A 14706-nucleotide genomic window follows, 5' to 3' on the forward strand; every position below is an offset into this window, starting at 1 on the left:
CATCGGACAACTACGGCACTGCCGTAGACCGAGAGCCGTATCGACGCCCTGGAGGGCCTCGTGCAGATATCTCCCCGCCGCCCCCGGCGGGTTCCGTACAGACGGGCCGTCGCGCTCTGCACGGCCGCGCTCACCGCCCTCGCGGGCGCGGCCTTGCTGGACGCGGGCTCCGCCGCCGCGGCCACCGGGCCCACCACCGCCTGGCGGCACGGGCAGTTCGCCCTCGACCCGTCCGGCGTGGTCAGCCGCTCCGACCTCGTTCTCGGCGCCCCCAACCTCGACCCCACCGCGTCGATGCCGCTCGGCAACGGTTCGCTGGGGGTGGCCGCGTGGGCGGAGAACGGCTTCACCGCCCAGCTCAACCGCTCCGACACCATGCCCGACCGCAAGTCGCCGGGCCGGCTCACCATCCCCGGCCTGTCGGTCATCTCGCACGCCGCCGACTTCCACGGCGAACTCGACCTCACCGACGGGGTGCTGCACGAGTCCGGCGGCGGCATGTCGCTCAGCGCGTGGGTCTCGGCGGACAAGGACGAGCTGGTCGTGGACGTGACCGGCGCCGACCCGGCCGTCCCGCAGACCGCGAGCATCAGCCTGTGGTCGCCCCGCAAGCCCACCGCCGCCGTCTCCGGCACGGTCGGCACCCTCGCCGAGACCTGGACGGACCAGGCCCCGCCGATCGGCACCGGCGCGACCTTCGGGTCGCTCGCCGCGATCACCGCGGGCGGCCGCCAGGTGAGCACCTCGGTGGCGAGCCCCACCGAGGTGACGGTGGGCTTCACCCCGCACGCCGACGGCAGCTTCCGGGTCGTCGTCGCCTCCCCGGGCTGGACCGGCGGCACCCCGAAGGCCGCCGCCAAGGCCGCGTCCAGGACCATCGACGGCGACGCCACCGCGTCCGTCAGGAAGCTGCTCAAGAGCCAGGACCGCTGGTGGGACGACTTCTGGTCGCACACCGGCCTGATCTCGATGACCTCGGCCGACGGCAGCGCCGACTACATCGAGAACCTCCGCACGCTCTACCTCTACGAAGAGGCGGCGTCGATGAAGGAGGGCATCCTGCCGGGCAGCCAGGCCGGCGAGGCCGACATGTTCGCCTGGAACAAGGACGCCCAGACCTGGACCCCGTCCGCGTACTGGCTGTGGAACCTGCGCACCCAGATCGCCGCCAACATGAGCAGCGGCAACTACCGGCTCAACACCCCGATCTTCGACATGTACGCCAAGGACCTGCCGGCCATCGAGGCGTGGACGAAGCAGCAGATGGGCGGCCGCCCCGGCGCCTGTGTGCCGGAGACCATGCGCTTCAACGGCAACGGCATCTCCCCCGGCGCCGGTGAGAACGGCTCGTGCAGCGAGCCCGGCAGCCCCAACTGGAACGCCCTCGACATCTCCTCGGGCCCGGAGATCGCCCTCTACATGTGGGAGCAGTACCAGGGCACCGGCGACAAGGCCCAGCTCAAGCGCTACTGGCCGTTCATCAAGTCCGTCACCGAATTCCAGCTCGCCTACCAGAAGCCGGGCGCCGACGGGCTGCTGCACGCCAACGCCAACGCGCACGAGACACAGTGGGCGGTGCAGGACCCGACGACCGACATCGCCGTCGACCGGGCCGTCTTCCCGCTGATCGGGCAGATCGCCGGCGTCCTGGGCACCGCCAAGGGCGCCGACAAGGATTTGGTCTCCCGGGTCGGCACCGCGCTGACCCGGATCCCGCCCTACCCGCGCACCGACCAGGCCACCCGCAGCAAGCTGCTCAACCCCGGCTACACCGAGGCGGAGACGGCGGTGGCCGACGCGACCGGCACGGACATGATCGCGATCTCGTACGAACCGGCCGCCGAGCGCCGCAACGGCGAGAACATCGAGCTGGAACCGCTGTGGCCGTGGAACACCGTCAGCGACCAGGACCCGAACCTCTTCGCGCTGGAGCAGCGCTCCTACGACCACCGGCCCAACAAGGGCGGCAACGACTGGTCGATGGACGCCATCGACGCCGCCCGGCTGCAAGACCCGGCCGAGGTGCGCGCCGCGCTGATCTCGATCACCGAGGGGCACCAGGTCTACCCCAACGGCTTCGCCGACCTGGGCAACTCCGTGGGCTTCCAGCCCTACATCGAGCAGGAGTCCGGTGCCGCGACCGCCGTCGCCGAGGCGCTGGCGCAGAGCTACGACGGCATCGTGCGCTTCGCCCCGGCCTGGCCCGCCGACTGGAACGGCGCGGGCAGCGTCTACCTCCAGGGCGGCACGAAGGCCGACGTGCAGGTGCAGGACGGTCAGCTCACGACCGCCGCGATCGAGGCGGGCGGCACCGGCACCCTGACGGTCAAGAACCCGTGGCCGGGCAAGGCGACCGAGGTCGTGGACGGCAAGAACGGCAAGGCCGTCGTCCGGGCGAGCAGCGCGGACCTGCTGACCGTACCGGTCAAGAAGGGCAGGACCTACGTGGTGCAGCAGGCCGCGGCGCCGACCGCGGACCTGCCCTTCGCGCCCGTCACCGGCACCGCCCCGAAGGCGGCCCGGCACCTGGGCGGTGTGCAGCTCGGCCTCGACGCGGGGCTGCGCTCCGGCAGCGCCACCGTCGGCACCGTGCTGGGCGGCACCGACCGGGACTTCGGCCTGTCCCTGACCGCGGCCACCGCGTCGTCCCCGGGCGACGTCGGCGGGCTCACCGCCCGCACCGCGGACAGCGACCTGTCGTTCGACGTCGCCGGCGACGTCGCCGCCACCGGCTCCTACGGCGCGAAGCTGGACGTCTCGTACTACGACGCGGGCACCGGCTCGTTGTCGGTGCAGTACGACGCGGGCGCGAAGGACCGCTACCACGAGGCCGGCACCATCGCGCTGACCGGCAGCAACACCTGGAAGTCCGCGAGCGTCACCCTGGACGGGGCCTGGTTCGGCGGCCTCCAGACGGGCGGCGGCGACCTGCGGCTGCACTCGGCCGCCGGGCCGTTCAGCGTGCACAGCGCGGCCCTGACCGTCACCGGCGCCTGGGTGCCCGACCGGCACGCCTTCCCGCCCGCCCCGGCGATCACCACCCCGCGCACCGGAGCGACCGTCAAGCTGGACTCCGCGGTCTCCGGCACGACCGTCCCGAACGGCACCGTGACGGTGCGCGAGGCGTCCGGACCGCTGTGCACCGCGACCGCGGACGACGCCGGGGCGTGGAGCTGCGCCCCCGACGGCGGCTTCACCCCGGGGCGGCAGACCGCCACGGCCACCGTGACCGACCCCTCCGGCCCGGTCAGCGACGCCTCGGCCGGGGTCGCCTTCGACGCCTCCGACCTGCCGCCGGGCACCGCCGTGGTCGGCGCGGTCGTCGGCGAGGACAACGCGGCCTACGGCCTGAGCCAGGACGAGCGGCCCTCGGGCGGCTTCGACGGCCCGACGACCGCCTCGGTGATCGACGGCCTGTCCGCGCGCACCAGCACCCAGAGCAACATCTACTTCGACATCGACGACTCGATCGCCCACGCCGGGTACTACTCGGCCTCCTTCACCGTCTCCTACTACGACCAGGGCACGGGCTCGTTCTCCGTGCAGTACGACAACGGCACCTCCGACCCGTACAAGTCGACCGCGGGCATCGCGCTGACCGGCACCGGCACCTGGAAGACCGCCACCGTGACCGCCACCGACGCCTACTTCGGCGGGCAGCAGCACTCCGCCGCCGACTTCCGGCTGCGCAACGGCGGCGGGCAGGTGACGGTGCACAGCGTCGCGGTGAAGATCAGCGGCGACGGGGTGCCGGACCGCACGCTGTTCGCCCCGCCGGTGACCGTCTCCTCCCCCGCGGCGGGCGCGGCCGTCGGCGCCACCCCGGCCGTCGCCGGAACCGCGGAGCCGGGCGCCCGGGTCGCCGTGACGGCGGACGGGGCGGCGCTGTGCACCGCGTCCGTCGCCGCCGACGGCACCTGGACGTGCACCGCGGACGCACCGCTCGCCGCGGGCCCGCACACCCTGGAGGCGACCGCCACCGACCCGACCGGCACCCCCGCCGCTCCGGCCGCCGTGGCGGTCACGGTGACCTGACACACCGACACCGGGAGGTGCGCACACGACGCGGGGGCGGTCCGGCCGGACCGCCCCCGCGTCACGCGTTCGGCGGGGACTTACGCGTGCCCGGCGATGCCGCGCGGGCTGTAGTGCTCCTCCAGGCGGCGGCAGTCGTCGTCGCTCAGCTCCACCGCGACCGACGCGACCGCGTCGGCGAGGTGCTGCTCCTTGGTCGCACCGACGATCGGCGCCGTCACCCCGGGCTGCCGCAGCAGCCAGGCGAGCGCGATCTGCGCGGGAGAGACACCGTGTTCGGCGGCGACCGCCGCGACCGCCTCGACGATGTGCCGGTCGCCGTCCTGGTAGAGCGTCTTGCCGAACTCGTCGGTCTCGCTGCGGGCGCTCGTCGCGTCCCACGGCCGGGTCAGCCGGCCGCGCGCCAGCGGGCTCCACGGGATGACGCCGACGCCCTGGTCCGCGCACAGCGGCAGCATCTCCCGCTCCTCCTCGCGGTAGAGCAGGTTGTAGTGGTCCTGCATGCTGACGAAACGCGTCCAGCCGTGCCGCTCGGCGGTGTGCTGCATCTTGGCGAACTGCCAGGCGTACATCGAACTCGCCCCGATGTAGCGGGCCTTGCCCGCCTTCACCACGTCGTGCAGCGCCTCCATCGTCTCCTCGACCGGGGTGTGCCGGTCGAAGCGGTGGATCTGGTAGAGGTCGACGTGGTCGGTGCCGAGGCGGCGCAGACTGTGGTCGATCTCGGCCATGATCGCCTTGCGGGACAGGCCGCCGCCGTTGGGACCGGGCCGCATCCGGCCGTGCACCTTGGTGGCGAGCACGATCTCGTCGCGGGAGGCGAAGTCGCGCAGCGCCCGGCCGACGATCTCCTCGCTGGTGCCGTCGGAGTAGACGTTCGCGGTGTCGAAGAAGTTGATCCCCGCCTCGACGGCCTGCCGGATGAACGGCCGGCTCGCCTCCTCGTCGAGGGTCCAGCTGTGGTTGCCGCGGTCCGCGCTCCCGTAGCTCATGCAGCCGAGGCAGATACGGGAGACGTCGAGTCCGGTCGTCCCGAGCTTCACATAGTCCATGGCCGAAAGCCTACGTTCCAGGCGGCGGGAGCCATCGCCGCGTCAGGCGGCGAGTGCCGCGCGGGCCGCGGCGCCCGCCTGCCGCCCGTAGCCCGCGCCGAACAGCACGGTGTGCACCAGCAGCGGGAAGAGCTGGTGCAGCGGGACGCGCGCACCGGCGCCGGGGGCGAGCGGGGCCGCCTCGGCGTAGGCGGCCAGGACCCGGTCCAGGTGCGGGCAGCCGAACAGCCGCAGCATCGCGAGGTCCGTCTCGCGGTGGCCGCCGTGCGCGGCCGGGTCGATCAGCCGCACCTCGCCGTCCGCGCCCCACAGCACGTTCCCGCTCCACAGGTCGCCGTGCAGCCGGGCGGGCGGTTCCGCGGGCCCGGCGAGCTCCGGCAGCCGCGCGCACACCCGCTCCACCGCGGCGGCGTCCGCGGCGCCGAGGCCGCCCGCGTCGACCGCCGTCCGCAGGTACGGCAGGACGCGCTGCCCGGCGTACCAGCCCGGCCAGTCGGAGCCGGGCACGTTCCGCATCGGGGCGGCGCCGATGTACGCCTGCGCCGGTCCGCCCGGCGGCGCGGCGCCGAACGCCGGGGCGCCGGACGCGTGCAGGGCCGCGAGCGCGCGGCCGAAGCGCTCGGCCCCGGCGGGGGTCGCCGGGCCCTCCGCGACCCGGTCGGTCACCAGCCACTGCCCGTCGCGCCCGCGCACCGCGGGGATCCGCACCGCGCGGGCCGCCGCGAGCCACTCCAGCCCCGCCGCCTCGGCGGCGACCGCGCCGGGGGCGGTCGCGTGCTTGGCCATCACGACGTGCCCGCCGTCGAGTTCGACCTCCGCGAGCGCGCCGGACACCCGGCGCTCCCCGGTGACCCGCAGCCCGGTGAGCCGCGCGACCGCGGCGGCCGCGCCGCCGCTCATCCGTCCAGGTGCTCACGCACCCAGTCCAGCAGGCCGGCAGAGGCGTCCTCGATCATGGCCAGCACCGCGTCGAAACCGGCCGGACCGCCGTAGTACGGGTCCGGCACGTCGGTGCCGTCGGCGTCCGGGTCGAACGAGCGCAGCAGCCGTACGCGTGACGGGTCGTCGACGAGCGCGCGCAGCGCCTTCTCGTGCCCGCGGTCCATCGCGACCAGCAGATCCGCGCGCAGATGCCCGGCGCCGACCTGGGCGGCGACGTGCACGACGGGGTAGCCGTGCCGGACGAGCGCCTCCCCCGCCCGCTCGTCGATGCTCTCGCCCTCGTGCCAGTCGCCGATCCCGGCGCTGCTGACCCGCACCTGACCCGCGAGCCCCGCCTCGCGCAGCTTCTCCCGGAACACCAGCTCGGCGGAGGGCGAGCGGCAGATGTTTCCCGTACAGACGAAGCAGATGTGCACGGGCCTCAGCCTACGTCGCCGGGCCCGGTCTCAGCCGGACGGGCGGCGGCCGACGGTCATGCCGGGGCGGCGGCGGTGGACGGTCAGATACGTCAGCCCCGCGCCGCCCGCGGTGAGCGAACGCCGGGCGCCGTGCGGCAGCCAGGCTAGGGACCCCTCGGCGAGCTGCTCGGGGGCCTCGCCGCCCGCGAGCTCCCCGGTGCCGCCGAGGACCAGCACGAGCACGTCGAGGTCGGACTCGACGTGCGGGGCGACCCGCGCACCCGGCCCCAGCCGGACCACGTTGGCGTCGAGCTGCCGCCCCGGCTCGCTGAGCTTCCACAGCACGCCCGCGGCCTCGCCGGCGTCACCGGCCGCCGCCCGTGCCTCGCCCACCACCCGCACCCGCTCGGACTCCGCTTCGGACGGTGGCGCCATGTGTGCCTCCCTGGGCCCGCTGACAGTCCCCGAATTATTACATGTAGCATTCGTGAAAAAGCGGTACGGGGCCTTCCGCGGAACTCCGCCGCAGACCCCGGCACGGCGGGCGGTACGGCTCGGGGCCGCGCCCGGTGCGTGGCGCGTGGTGGCCCTAGGGACGGAGGTCGCGGTGGCAGAACCGCAGGAGCGCTCACGGGGCGTACGGCGGCGGGCCGTGCTGGACGCGGTGCGTGCCGCGGGCGAGCCGCAAGGGGTCGCCGACCTGGCCGGTGAACTCGGCGTGCACGCCAACACCGTCCGCTTCCACCTGGACGCGCTGGTCGCCGAAGGCGCCGTCAGCCGCCGCACGCAGCGGCCCGCCGGGCGGGGCCGGCCGCGCACCGTCTACACCGGCGCCCCCGGCATGGACCGCGGCGGCGCCCGCGGCTACCGGCTGCTCGCGCAGGTGCTGGTCGGCGGGCTCGCCGCGAAGGACGGGCGGGGGCGCGGGGACGCGGAGGAAGCCGGGCGCGCGTGGGGCGGCTTCCTCGTCGATCCGGCGCAGCCTCCGGCCGCCACCGCCGGCACCGCCGCCGAACGGCTCACCGCGCTGCTGGCCGACCTCGGGTTCGAGCCCGCCGTCGAGCCGGGCGCGATCCGGCTGCGGCACTGCCCCTTCCTCGAACTCGCCGAGGAGCACGGCGAGGTGGTCTGCTCGGTCCACCTCGGCCTGATGCGCGGAGCGCTCGCCGCGATGGGCGCCCCGGTGACCGCCGGGCGCCTCGAACCCTTCGCCGCGCCCGACTCCTGTCTCGCCCGTCTGGCCCCCGCGGGGCCCCGCCCGGAAGGAGCGCTCCGGTGACCTCCGGATCCGCCGCGACGGCAAGCGCGTTCGTCTTCGTCTGGCTCGGGATGGTGCTGGCCGTCTCGTTCCTGGAGGCCCCGCTGAAATTCCGCGCCCCGGGCGTGACGATCCCGATCGGGCTGGGCATCGGCCGCCTCGTCTTCCGCGCGCTCAACACCGTCGAGGCGGTGCTCGCGGCGGCGGTGCTCACCGCGCTGGCCGCGGGCGGCGCCCCCGCCGTCCCCACCGCGCTGGCGGCGACGGTCGCCGTCCTGCTCGCCGTCCAGGTGGGTGTGGTCCGCCGCCGCCTCACCCGCCGCTCCGACCGGGTGCTGGCCGGCGAGACCCTCCCGCGCTCCCGCGGCCATCTCGCCTATGTGGCCTTCGAGATCGCGAAGGTGGCCCTCCTCGTCGCCCTGGGCGTGGCGGCGGCCACGTCCTGAACCGCCCGCCGGGCGGCCGGTGGTCCGCCCGGTCCGGGGCCCCGACGGCGGCGCCGGAGAGCGTGGCCCGCGACGAGCCCTCGGCGGCGGGTCCCGGCGGGGTTCACCCGGCGCGGGTGGGCAGGCCGGCCTCCTGCGCGGCCGTCCGCAGGACGTCGCGGATCATCGCGGGGGTCACCGTACGGGTCGAGATGTTCCGCCGGCTCGGGTGGTAGCAGCCGATGAGCACCAGCTCGGCGCCGCCGTCCGACGCGCGCAGCCGGACCCGGGCGGCGTGGCCGAAGGCGGGACGGGGGCGGGGCAGCTGCCAGCCGGCGTCGGCGAGGACGGGCAGCAGGGCCTGCCAGCCGAAGCCGCCGAGCACGACGGCGGCGCGCAGGGTCGGCCGCAGCATCCTCATCTCGTGGGCCAGCCAGGGGCGGCAGGTGTCGCGCTCGGCGGTGGTGGGTCTGTTGTCGGGCGGCGCGCAGTGCACGGGCGCGGTGATGCGCACGCCGCGCAGGGCGAGTCCGTCGCCCGGTGCGACGGCGGTGGGCTGCGACGCGAGGCCCACCGTGTGCAGGGCCGCGTAGAGGACGTCACCGGACGGGTCGCCGGTGAACATCCGCCCGGTGCGGTTGCCGCCGTGCGCGGCGGGAGCGAGGCCGACGACCGCGAGGGCCGCGTCCGGCGGGCCGAAGCCGGGAACGGGCCTGGCCCAGTACGTCCAGTCGAGGTACGCGCGGCGCTTGACCCGCCCGGCCTCCTCGCGCCACGCCACCAGCCGGGGGCAGGCCCGGCAGCCGCTGAGCCGTGCGTCGAGCGCGGCCACGTCGGCGGCGGAGGCGGCCGCCGCGGCGGGGAATCCGGGGTCGTCGGGGCCAGGCCCGGGGCCTTCGGCGCCGTCGTCCCGCGGTGCGCTCGGCGCCATGCCCTGGTCCGCCTCTCGGTGGGTGACCCCGCGCGCGCCGGGGCCGCGCCGGTAAAATGAACATGCCGCCCGACAGCGGCGCCCGTGCCCCGTGAGGGGCTCCGCGCCGGCGAGAGGTGTCGCCCATGACCGAGCCGATCGGCTACCGCCGAGTCTACGAGGAGAACGCGCCCGGGGACGGCCACCGGGTGCTCGTCGACCGCGTCTGGCCGCGCGGCATGCGCAAGGACGACGCGCGTTTCGACGAGTGGCTGCGCGACGCCGCCCCCTCGTCCGAGCTGCGCACATGGTACGGGCACGACCCCGATCGCTTCCCCGAGTTCCGCCGCCGCTACCGGGCGGAGCTGCGGGACGCGGGGCACCAGGAGGCGGTGGCCCATCTGCGGGATCTCGCCGGGCACGAGCGGCTGACCCTTGTGACGGCCACGAAGGACCTGGCGCACAGTCAGGCCGCGGTCCTCGCGGAATGGCTCACCGCCAAGGCCTCCTGACCTCCCCCGCCGCGGCTACCACGCGTAGATGCGGGCCATGATGTCGTGGCGGGAGGCGCCCTGGGGGCCGGGGTGGGAGATGACGACGGGGAGACCGTCCGGGTCGCGGCCCTCGATCATCCGGACGCCGTCCTCGCTGTCGCGCGACGACACGTGCGCGGCGCGCTGCTTGAGGATGCGCTCGCAGCGGTCGAGGTCCTGCGGGCCGTCCGCCGTCCAGATCACGTACTGGACGCCGATCGCCCCGAGCGGGTGCTCGCCTCCCCCGCCCATGACGCGCAGGTAGAGCTGCGCGTCCCCCGCTCCGACGAGCAGCGCCGCGGTCGCGGTGCGGACGGTTTCGGTCATCAGGAGGAGTTCCCGGTAGAAGTCCACCGACTGGTCGAGGTCGCGGACGAACACGACCACGGAGGCCAGCCGGGGGCCACGGTCGGCCGACGCATCCGATGCCATGCGGACCCTTTCGTGCGCGTTCGCCGGGAATGCTCCTGCTCACGCTACAGGCGCCCCGTGCGGATCGCCCGGCATGCGCGGGGCGGACCCGGACCGTCCGCCCCGCCCATGCCGGGGGCGCCGTCAGGAGTGTCCTGGTGTCGGGCGGGGTGACGGGGCGCTACCGTCGGGGGTGTAGCGGAAGCGCGGTCACCGGGCCGCCGCCCGGGTGACGGGCGGGGACGGGGACGGCGTCGACGGCCGAGCCGGGAGTGCCCGCATGACCACACCGCAGGACGTGCTGATCACGAGCCTGGACGTGCCGTCCAGCCGGCCCGTGGAGTCCGGCGATCTCTCGCTCGTGCTCGCCGGGGCGGAGCTGATCGACCTGCTCGGCGACGGCTCCGTCACGCTGGACGGGGAGCTGATCGTGCCCGGCCTGGCCCGTACGCCTGCCGACCGGCTGCTGGTCGACGCGGCGAGCGCGCTGGTGCGGCGGCCGCCGTACGAATCGGCGCAGGACTGGCTGTGGCGCCGCGGTGAGGGCCTGGCGGCGGTCTATCTGGTCGTCATGGAGGAGGCCGGGCAGCTCACCCGCAGGCACCGCCGGATACTGCCGGGCCGCCCCGGGCCCGCGACGGCCACCGACACCCCGGCGCGCCGCCGGGCCGCCGAGCGCTGGCGTTCCGGCGACCCGGTGCTGACGGTCCTGGCGGGCGCCCTCGGTATCCACCCGGGGCCGGCCGCCGAGCCGCCCGCGATCAGCAGCGACTCCGTGGAGGCCGTCCTCGCGACGGTCGGCGACGCGGTCGTGGAGCTGGACGCGGTACGCCAGCGGCGCAGGATCGAGCAGGCGGCTTTCGACAACATCTGGCGCGGCGGCTGACCGGCCCCGGGGCGGCCGCGCCCGCCCCGGGAAGCCGCTCAGCCCTCCCCCGCCGGGCTCTCCGCCAGCGCGGCCTCTAGCACCTTGCGGGCCGCCTTGTCGAAGGCGACCAGCAGGACGCGTTCCACCGCGGTGGGGCAGGACCGCAGGGTGGTCACGGCGATACGGGCCGCCTTGTCCGCCGGGTAGCCGAAGATCCCGGTGGAGACGGCGGGGAAGGCGACCGTGCGCGCCCCCACCGCGTCGGCCTCGGCCAGGCACGCGCGGTAGCAGGAGGCCAGCGTCGCGGCCTCACCGCGCACACCGCCGTGCCAGGAGGGCCCGACGGTGTGGATGACGTGCCGTACCGGCGGGTCGAGGTCGAAGGCGGGTGTGGTGCGCGCCTCGCCCCGCGGGCACGGTGCCAGGGCCCGGCCCGCGGCGGCGAGCCGGGGGCCCGCGGCGTAGTGGATCGCGCCGTCCACCCCGCCACCGCCCCCGAGCGACTCGTTCGCCGCGTTGACGATGGCGTCCACCGGCAGCTGCGTGATGTCGCCCTGTACCACTTCGATCTCGACCATGTCCCGATCCTCGCACCCGCACCGGGCCACGGTCCCCTGATATCCGTCAGGGCACCGGGGCCGGGCGTCGGGCGTCGGGCGTCGGGACCGGCGTTCCGAGGGTCCCCGGGGGGATCAGGCCTCGGCGCGCACCAGGAGGACGGACACGGGCGCGGACTTCGCCACGCCGCGGCTCACGCTGTTGTGGAGCAGCGCGGAGATGCCGCTGTAGTGGCCGGGGCCGACCGCTATGAGGTCGCTGCTGAGCGCGGACGCGCGCTCGACCAGGATGGCCGCCAGGTCCTCGCTCAGGCCCTCGTCGACCTCGCCGTCCGCGGTGACGCCGTCCGCCCGCAGCCGGGCGAGCGCGTCCTCGACGACCTGGCGCCCCTCGGCGGGCTCCTCCGAGGTGTAGACGCTGCCGGACATCCCGTCGGTCACCACGTGGGAGGGCCGGACGTGGATGACGTGGACCGCGGCACCGGTGAGCTTGGCCAGCGACGCGACGGTGTCCAGTACCCCGGTGCCGTGCGGGGTACCGTCGACGGCGGCGAGGATGTTCTTGTACATTTATCAACTTCCTTGTCCGAAAGGGCCCCAGGGGTTCGTGGCCCGCCCTCATGGGTCAGCTTCCGGACACGGGCGTGCATTCCCCCCTGCGACGTGACGACGGCCACGTCACCGCATCAGTTCGACCGCCATTCCCAGCACGCCCGCGGCGAAGACGGCGACGACGAGCAGGATCCAGACGACCGGCCCGGCCGCCCAGCCGCGGCTCAGCGCCACGCGCTCGGGCGCGTCGAGGGACGAGACCCCGGACTCGGCGGGCGCGGAGTGCCCGGCGGCCGGGGCCGAGTCCCCGGGCACGCCCAGGCCCTCGTCGGGCAGGTGCGGGTTCACGGGCTGTGGTGCGTGGGTGACCGCCATGGTGGCCTCCGTGGTGGTGGTTCCTGGCTCCGCACCTCGGCTACCCGCTGCCGCACGGGTGAACCCCACCGGGCGCAAAGGGGATCTTCCACGTCAAGCGCGGCCCGTTGCGCGGAAGTCCTGGCTGCGCGTCAGCTTGCTCCGTATTCTCCGGAGGTCATCGGCAGCCGCGATCCGGCTGCCGTCCCCTCTCCGTTGCGGAGTGTGCATGACCCGACACGAGCACGAGGTAGAACGCCGGACGCTGTTCAGAGTCGGCCTGGGCACCGCGGTCGCCGCGGTCGTCGGCACGGAACTCGCGCTTCCCGGCGCCGCGCAGGCGGCGCCGTCCGGCGAGTTCCCCTGGATCATCGACTGCGACAGCTGGGGCGCGCGGCCGCCGTCCAGCCCGATCCAGATCACCGGCAACACCACGAACAAGATCATCCTCCACCACATGGCGTTCCCCAACGTCACCGACTACTCGCGCGACCACGCGCTCCAGCTGGCCCGGGACTGCCAGGACCTGCACATGGACACCAACGGCTGGGCGGACACCGGCCAGCACTTCACGGTGAGCCGCGGCGGGTACGTCCTGGAGGGGCGGCACCGCAGCCTGGAGACCCTGGACGCCGGTGAGCACCAGGTCACCGCGGCGCACTGCCCCGGTGAGAACGGCAACGCGATCGGCATCGAGAACGAGGGCACGTACATCACCGAGACGCCGCCCGAGGCGCTGCTGGACTCCCTCGTCCAGCTGTGCACCGCGGTGTGCCGCCAGTTCCGGCTGAACGCGTGGGACATCTTCGGCCACTGGGACTTCCGGGAGACCGACTGCCCCGGCATCGCCTTCTACGCGCAGTTCCCGATGATCCGCACCCGGGTGCTGCACGAGCTGGGCGTCCCGGCGTCGGCGGCGCCCGCGCGGCGCTGGCCGGACATCTGGCGCTTCGTGGACAGCCCCGTCGTGCAGGTCGGCCAGTACCTGCTGGACGCGGCGGGCTACACCCTGACCGCCGACGGTGTCTTCGGCTACGACATGAACGACGCGCTCGCCGACTTCCAGACCACCCACGGCATCCCGGTCACCCCCGACGCCACCTTCGACACCGCCACGTGGGAGGCGCTGGCCCCGCCGCTGGACAAGCACGCGACCGGCCTGCCGGTCACGGCCCTGCAGTTCATGCTCGCCCGCAAGGGCTACGCGGACGTGACCGCGAGCGGCGCGTACGACCACGCCACCATGAAGGCCGTGCAGTCCATGCAGCGCCTGCACGGGCTGCACCCGAACGGCAAGGTCGACCTGAGCACCTGGTGCGCGGTGGTCGGCGGCACCGTGCGCGAGGCGCTGTGCGGCTGAGCCGGTAGCGGACCCCGGCCAGGGGGCGGGCGCCGTACGGTCACCCCGTGCGGCGCCCCGCCCGCGCCCGCCGGGCGTACCCTCGCGTTCACCTCGGGATCGGCCGGCGGCCGCGGGGCCCTGCGACACTGCGGGGCATGCCCACCTTCACCGCGCCGGACGGCACCCGTCTCGCCCACCGCGTGACCGGCGGCGGCGCACCGCTGGTCTGTCTGCCGGGCGGGCCCGCCGGCTGCGGCCACCTCGGCGATCTGGGCGGCCTGGCGGCGTACCGGCGGCTCGTCCTCGCCGACCCGCGCGGCACCGGCGGCTCCGAACGGCCCGCGGACGCGTCGTCGTACCGCTGCGACCGCCAGGTGGCGGACGTGGAGGCGCTGCGCGCGCATCTGCGGCTGGAGCGCTTCGACCTGCTGGCGCACGCCGGCGGGGCCGACGTCGCCGTGCAGTACGCGGCCCGGCACCCGGTGCGGGTGCGGCGGCTGGTGCTGGTCGCCCCGAGCACCCGCGCGGTCGGCGTCGCGGTGGACGGCCGGGTCCGGCGCGAGGTGGCCCGGCAGCGCAGCGGCGAGCCGTGGTTCGCCTGGGCCTACGCGGGCCTGGAGGCGCTGACCGGCGGCTTCGCGACCGAGGAGGACGGGGCGGCGGTCGCGCCTTTCCTCTACGGCCGCTGGGACGCCGCGGCCCGCGCCCACCACCGGGCCGGGCAGGCAGCCGACGAGGAGGCGGCGCACTTCTTCGGCGCGCCGGGCGCCTTCACCCCGGAGGCGACCCGCGCGGCGCTGGCCGCCTTCCGCTCCCCCGTGCTGGTGCTGACCGGCGAGCACGACGTCAGCAGCCCTCCGCAGGCCGCCGTCGCGGTCGCCGACGTCTTCCCCGACTCGTCGTTCGCCGTGCAGCCGGACGCGGCCCACTATCCGTGGTTCGACGACGCCGAGGCCTTCGTGAAGGCGGCCGACGCCTTCCTGTCCTGAGCCTGTCCTGAGCCGCGCGACACGGCGCGGGCCGGCCGGGGAGCGTTCCCCGGCCGGCCCGCGCCGCCGTCCTTCCCGCG

At 75.1% G+C, this 14706-nt stretch carries 16 protein-coding genes; 7 read left to right on the plus strand and 9 right to left on the minus strand.

Annotated features, from left to right (window positions below; all coding sequences use genetic code 11):
• Positions 1-60 precede the first annotated feature (60 nt).
• Positions 61-4035 carry an Ig-like domain-containing protein gene (locus ACWERV_RS20140; protein WP_452934764.1) on the plus strand — a complete coding sequence of 1325 codons (3975 nt, stop codon included), beginning with the start codon at positions 61-63 and terminating at the stop codon, positions 4033-4035.
• An 80-nt stretch (positions 4036-4115) separates the two neighbouring features.
• Here ACWERV_RS20140 and ACWERV_RS20145 read toward each other — a convergent pair whose 3' ends face one another.
• Genes ACWERV_RS20145 through ACWERV_RS20160 form a run of 4 tightly spaced genes read right to left on the minus strand, consistent with a single transcriptional unit; the run spans position 4116 to position 6862 of the window.
• Positions 4116-5087: an aldo/keto reductase gene (locus ACWERV_RS20145; RefSeq protein WP_452934766.1), complete on the minus strand. Its 972-nt coding sequence runs from the start codon at positions 5085-5087 to the stop codon at positions 4116-4118.
• Between the two features lie 42 nt (positions 5088-5129).
• Positions 5130-5987: a fructosamine kinase family protein gene (locus ACWERV_RS20150; protein ID WP_452934769.1), complete on the minus strand. Its 858-nt coding sequence runs from the start codon at positions 5985-5987 to the stop codon at positions 5130-5132.
• On the minus strand, positions 5984-6445 hold the full coding sequence (locus tag ACWERV_RS20155; RefSeq protein ID WP_452934771.1) for a low molecular weight protein-tyrosine-phosphatase: 462 nt from the start codon (positions 6443-6445) through the stop codon (positions 5984-5986). The genes ACWERV_RS20150 and ACWERV_RS20155 overlap by 4 nt, the downstream gene beginning before the upstream one ends.
• Positions 6446-6475: 30 nt before the next feature.
• Positions 6476-6862 (minus strand): cupin domain-containing protein, encoded by a 387-nt coding sequence (locus ACWERV_RS20160; RefSeq protein ID WP_452934773.1) that lies wholly within the window; start codon positions 6860-6862, stop codon positions 6476-6478.
• 172 nt (positions 6863-7034) lie between these two features.
• Between ACWERV_RS20160 and ACWERV_RS20165 the strand changes: the two genes are divergently transcribed.
• On the plus strand, positions 7035-7706 hold the full coding sequence (locus tag ACWERV_RS20165; protein ID WP_452934776.1) for a helix-turn-helix transcriptional regulator: 672 nt from the start codon (positions 7035-7037) through the stop codon (positions 7704-7706).
• Complete coding sequence (locus tag ACWERV_RS20170; RefSeq protein ID WP_452934777.1) at positions 7703-8131, plus strand: hypothetical protein; 429 nt, start codon at positions 7703-7705, stop codon at positions 8129-8131. The genes ACWERV_RS20165 and ACWERV_RS20170 overlap by 4 nt, the downstream gene beginning before the upstream one ends.
• 103 nt (positions 8132-8234) lie before the next feature.
• Here ACWERV_RS20170 and ACWERV_RS20175 read toward each other — a convergent pair whose 3' ends face one another.
• Complete coding sequence (locus ACWERV_RS20175; protein ID WP_452934780.1) at positions 8235-9041, minus strand: uracil-DNA glycosylase; 807 nt, start codon at positions 9039-9041, stop codon at positions 8235-8237.
• Positions 9042-9166: 125 nt separating this feature from the next.
• On the opposite strand from ACWERV_RS20175, the gene ACWERV_RS20180 reads away from it, so the two are divergent.
• Positions 9167-9532, plus strand: coding sequence for a DUF488 domain-containing protein (locus ACWERV_RS20180; RefSeq protein WP_452934783.1), 366 nt, complete (start codon positions 9167-9169; stop codon positions 9530-9532).
• Between the two features lie 15 nt (positions 9533-9547).
• Here ACWERV_RS20180 and ACWERV_RS20185 read toward each other — a convergent pair whose 3' ends face one another.
• Positions 9548-9985: a VOC family protein gene (locus ACWERV_RS20185; RefSeq protein WP_452934785.1), complete on the minus strand. Its 438-nt coding sequence runs from the start codon at positions 9983-9985 to the stop codon at positions 9548-9550.
• A 259-nt stretch (positions 9986-10244) separates the two neighbouring features.
• On the opposite strand from ACWERV_RS20185, the gene ACWERV_RS20190 reads away from it, so the two are divergent.
• Positions 10245-10850 (plus strand): GOLPH3/VPS74 family protein, encoded by a 606-nt coding sequence (locus ACWERV_RS20190; RefSeq protein WP_452934788.1) that lies wholly within the window; start codon positions 10245-10247, stop codon positions 10848-10850.
• A 38-nt stretch (positions 10851-10888) separates the two neighbouring features.
• On the opposite strand, the gene ACWERV_RS20195 is transcribed toward ACWERV_RS20190, so the two are convergent.
• The 3 genes from ACWERV_RS20195 to ACWERV_RS20205 all read right to left on the minus strand — a co-directional run bounded on the left by ACWERV_RS20195 (position 10889) and on the right by ACWERV_RS20205 (position 12316).
• Positions 10889-11410: an O-acetyl-ADP-ribose deacetylase gene (locus tag ACWERV_RS20195; RefSeq protein ID WP_452934791.1), complete on the minus strand. Its 522-nt coding sequence runs from the start codon at positions 11408-11410 to the stop codon at positions 10889-10891.
• Positions 11411-11524: 114 nt separating this feature from the next.
• A complete protein-coding gene (locus ACWERV_RS20200) occupies positions 11525-11959 on the minus strand; it encodes a universal stress protein (protein WP_452934793.1) in 435 nt (144 codons plus the stop codon).
• Positions 11960-12067: 108 nt separating this feature from the next.
• The gene (locus tag ACWERV_RS20205) at positions 12068-12316 is read right to left on the minus strand and encodes a DUF6480 family protein (RefSeq protein WP_452934796.1); all 249 of its coding nucleotides are present in this window, start codon (positions 12314-12316) and stop codon (positions 12068-12070) included.
• Between the two features lie 208 nt (positions 12317-12524).
• On the opposite strand from ACWERV_RS20205, the gene ACWERV_RS20210 reads away from it, so the two are divergent.
• Positions 12525-13655 (plus strand): peptidoglycan recognition protein family protein, encoded by a 1131-nt coding sequence (locus ACWERV_RS20210; protein WP_452934798.1) that lies wholly within the window; start codon positions 12525-12527, stop codon positions 13653-13655.
• Between the two features lie 137 nt (positions 13656-13792).
• The gene (locus ACWERV_RS20215) at positions 13793-14626 is read left to right on the plus strand and encodes an alpha/beta fold hydrolase (protein ID WP_452934801.1); all 834 of its coding nucleotides are present in this window, start codon (positions 13793-13795) and stop codon (positions 14624-14626) included.
• Positions 14627-14706 lie beyond the last annotated feature (80 nt).

The sequence above is a fragment of the Streptomyces sp. NPDC004031 genome, from assembly GCF_053604375.1.

Excerpts from the sequence above, each read along its gene's own strand:
- ACWERV_RS20145 (WP_452934766.1), bottom strand. The coding sequence starts at position 5,087 with ATGGACTATGTGAAGCTCGGGACGACCGGACTCGACGTCTCCCGTATC.
- ACWERV_RS20150 (WP_452934769.1), bottom strand. The coding sequence starts at position 5,987 with ATGAGCGGCGGCGCGGCCGCCGCGGTCGCGCGGCTCACCGGGCTGCGG.
- ACWERV_RS20160 (WP_452934773.1), bottom strand. The coding sequence starts at position 6,862 with ATGGCGCCACCGTCCGAAGCGGAGTCCGAGCGGGTGCGGGTGGTGGGC.
- ACWERV_RS20175 (WP_452934780.1), bottom strand. The coding sequence starts at position 9,041 with ATGGCGCCGAGCGCACCGCGGGACGACGGCGCCGAAGGCCCCGGGCCT.
- ACWERV_RS20180 (WP_452934783.1), top strand. The coding sequence starts at position 9,167 with ATGACCGAGCCGATCGGCTACCGCCGAGTCTACGAGGAGAACGCGCCC.
- ACWERV_RS20185 (WP_452934785.1), bottom strand. The coding sequence starts at position 9,985 with ATGGCATCGGATGCGTCGGCCGACCGTGGCCCCCGGCTGGCCTCCGTG.
- ACWERV_RS20190 (WP_452934788.1), top strand. The coding sequence starts at position 10,245 with ATGACCACACCGCAGGACGTGCTGATCACGAGCCTGGACGTGCCGTCC.
- ACWERV_RS20195 (WP_452934791.1), bottom strand. The coding sequence starts at position 11,410 with ATGGTCGAGATCGAAGTGGTACAGGGCGACATCACGCAGCTGCCGGTG.
- ACWERV_RS20200 (WP_452934793.1), bottom strand. The coding sequence starts at position 11,959 with ATGTACAAGAACATCCTCGCCGCCGTCGACGGTACCCCGCACGGCACC.
- ACWERV_RS20205 (WP_452934796.1), bottom strand. The coding sequence starts at position 12,316 with ATGGCGGTCACCCACGCACCACAGCCCGTGAACCCGCACCTGCCCGAC.
- ACWERV_RS20210 (WP_452934798.1), top strand. The coding sequence starts at position 12,525 with ATGACCCGACACGAGCACGAGGTAGAACGCCGGACGCTGTTCAGAGTC.
- ACWERV_RS20215 (WP_452934801.1), top strand. The coding sequence starts at position 13,793 with ATGCCCACCTTCACCGCGCCGGACGGCACCCGTCTCGCCCACCGCGTG.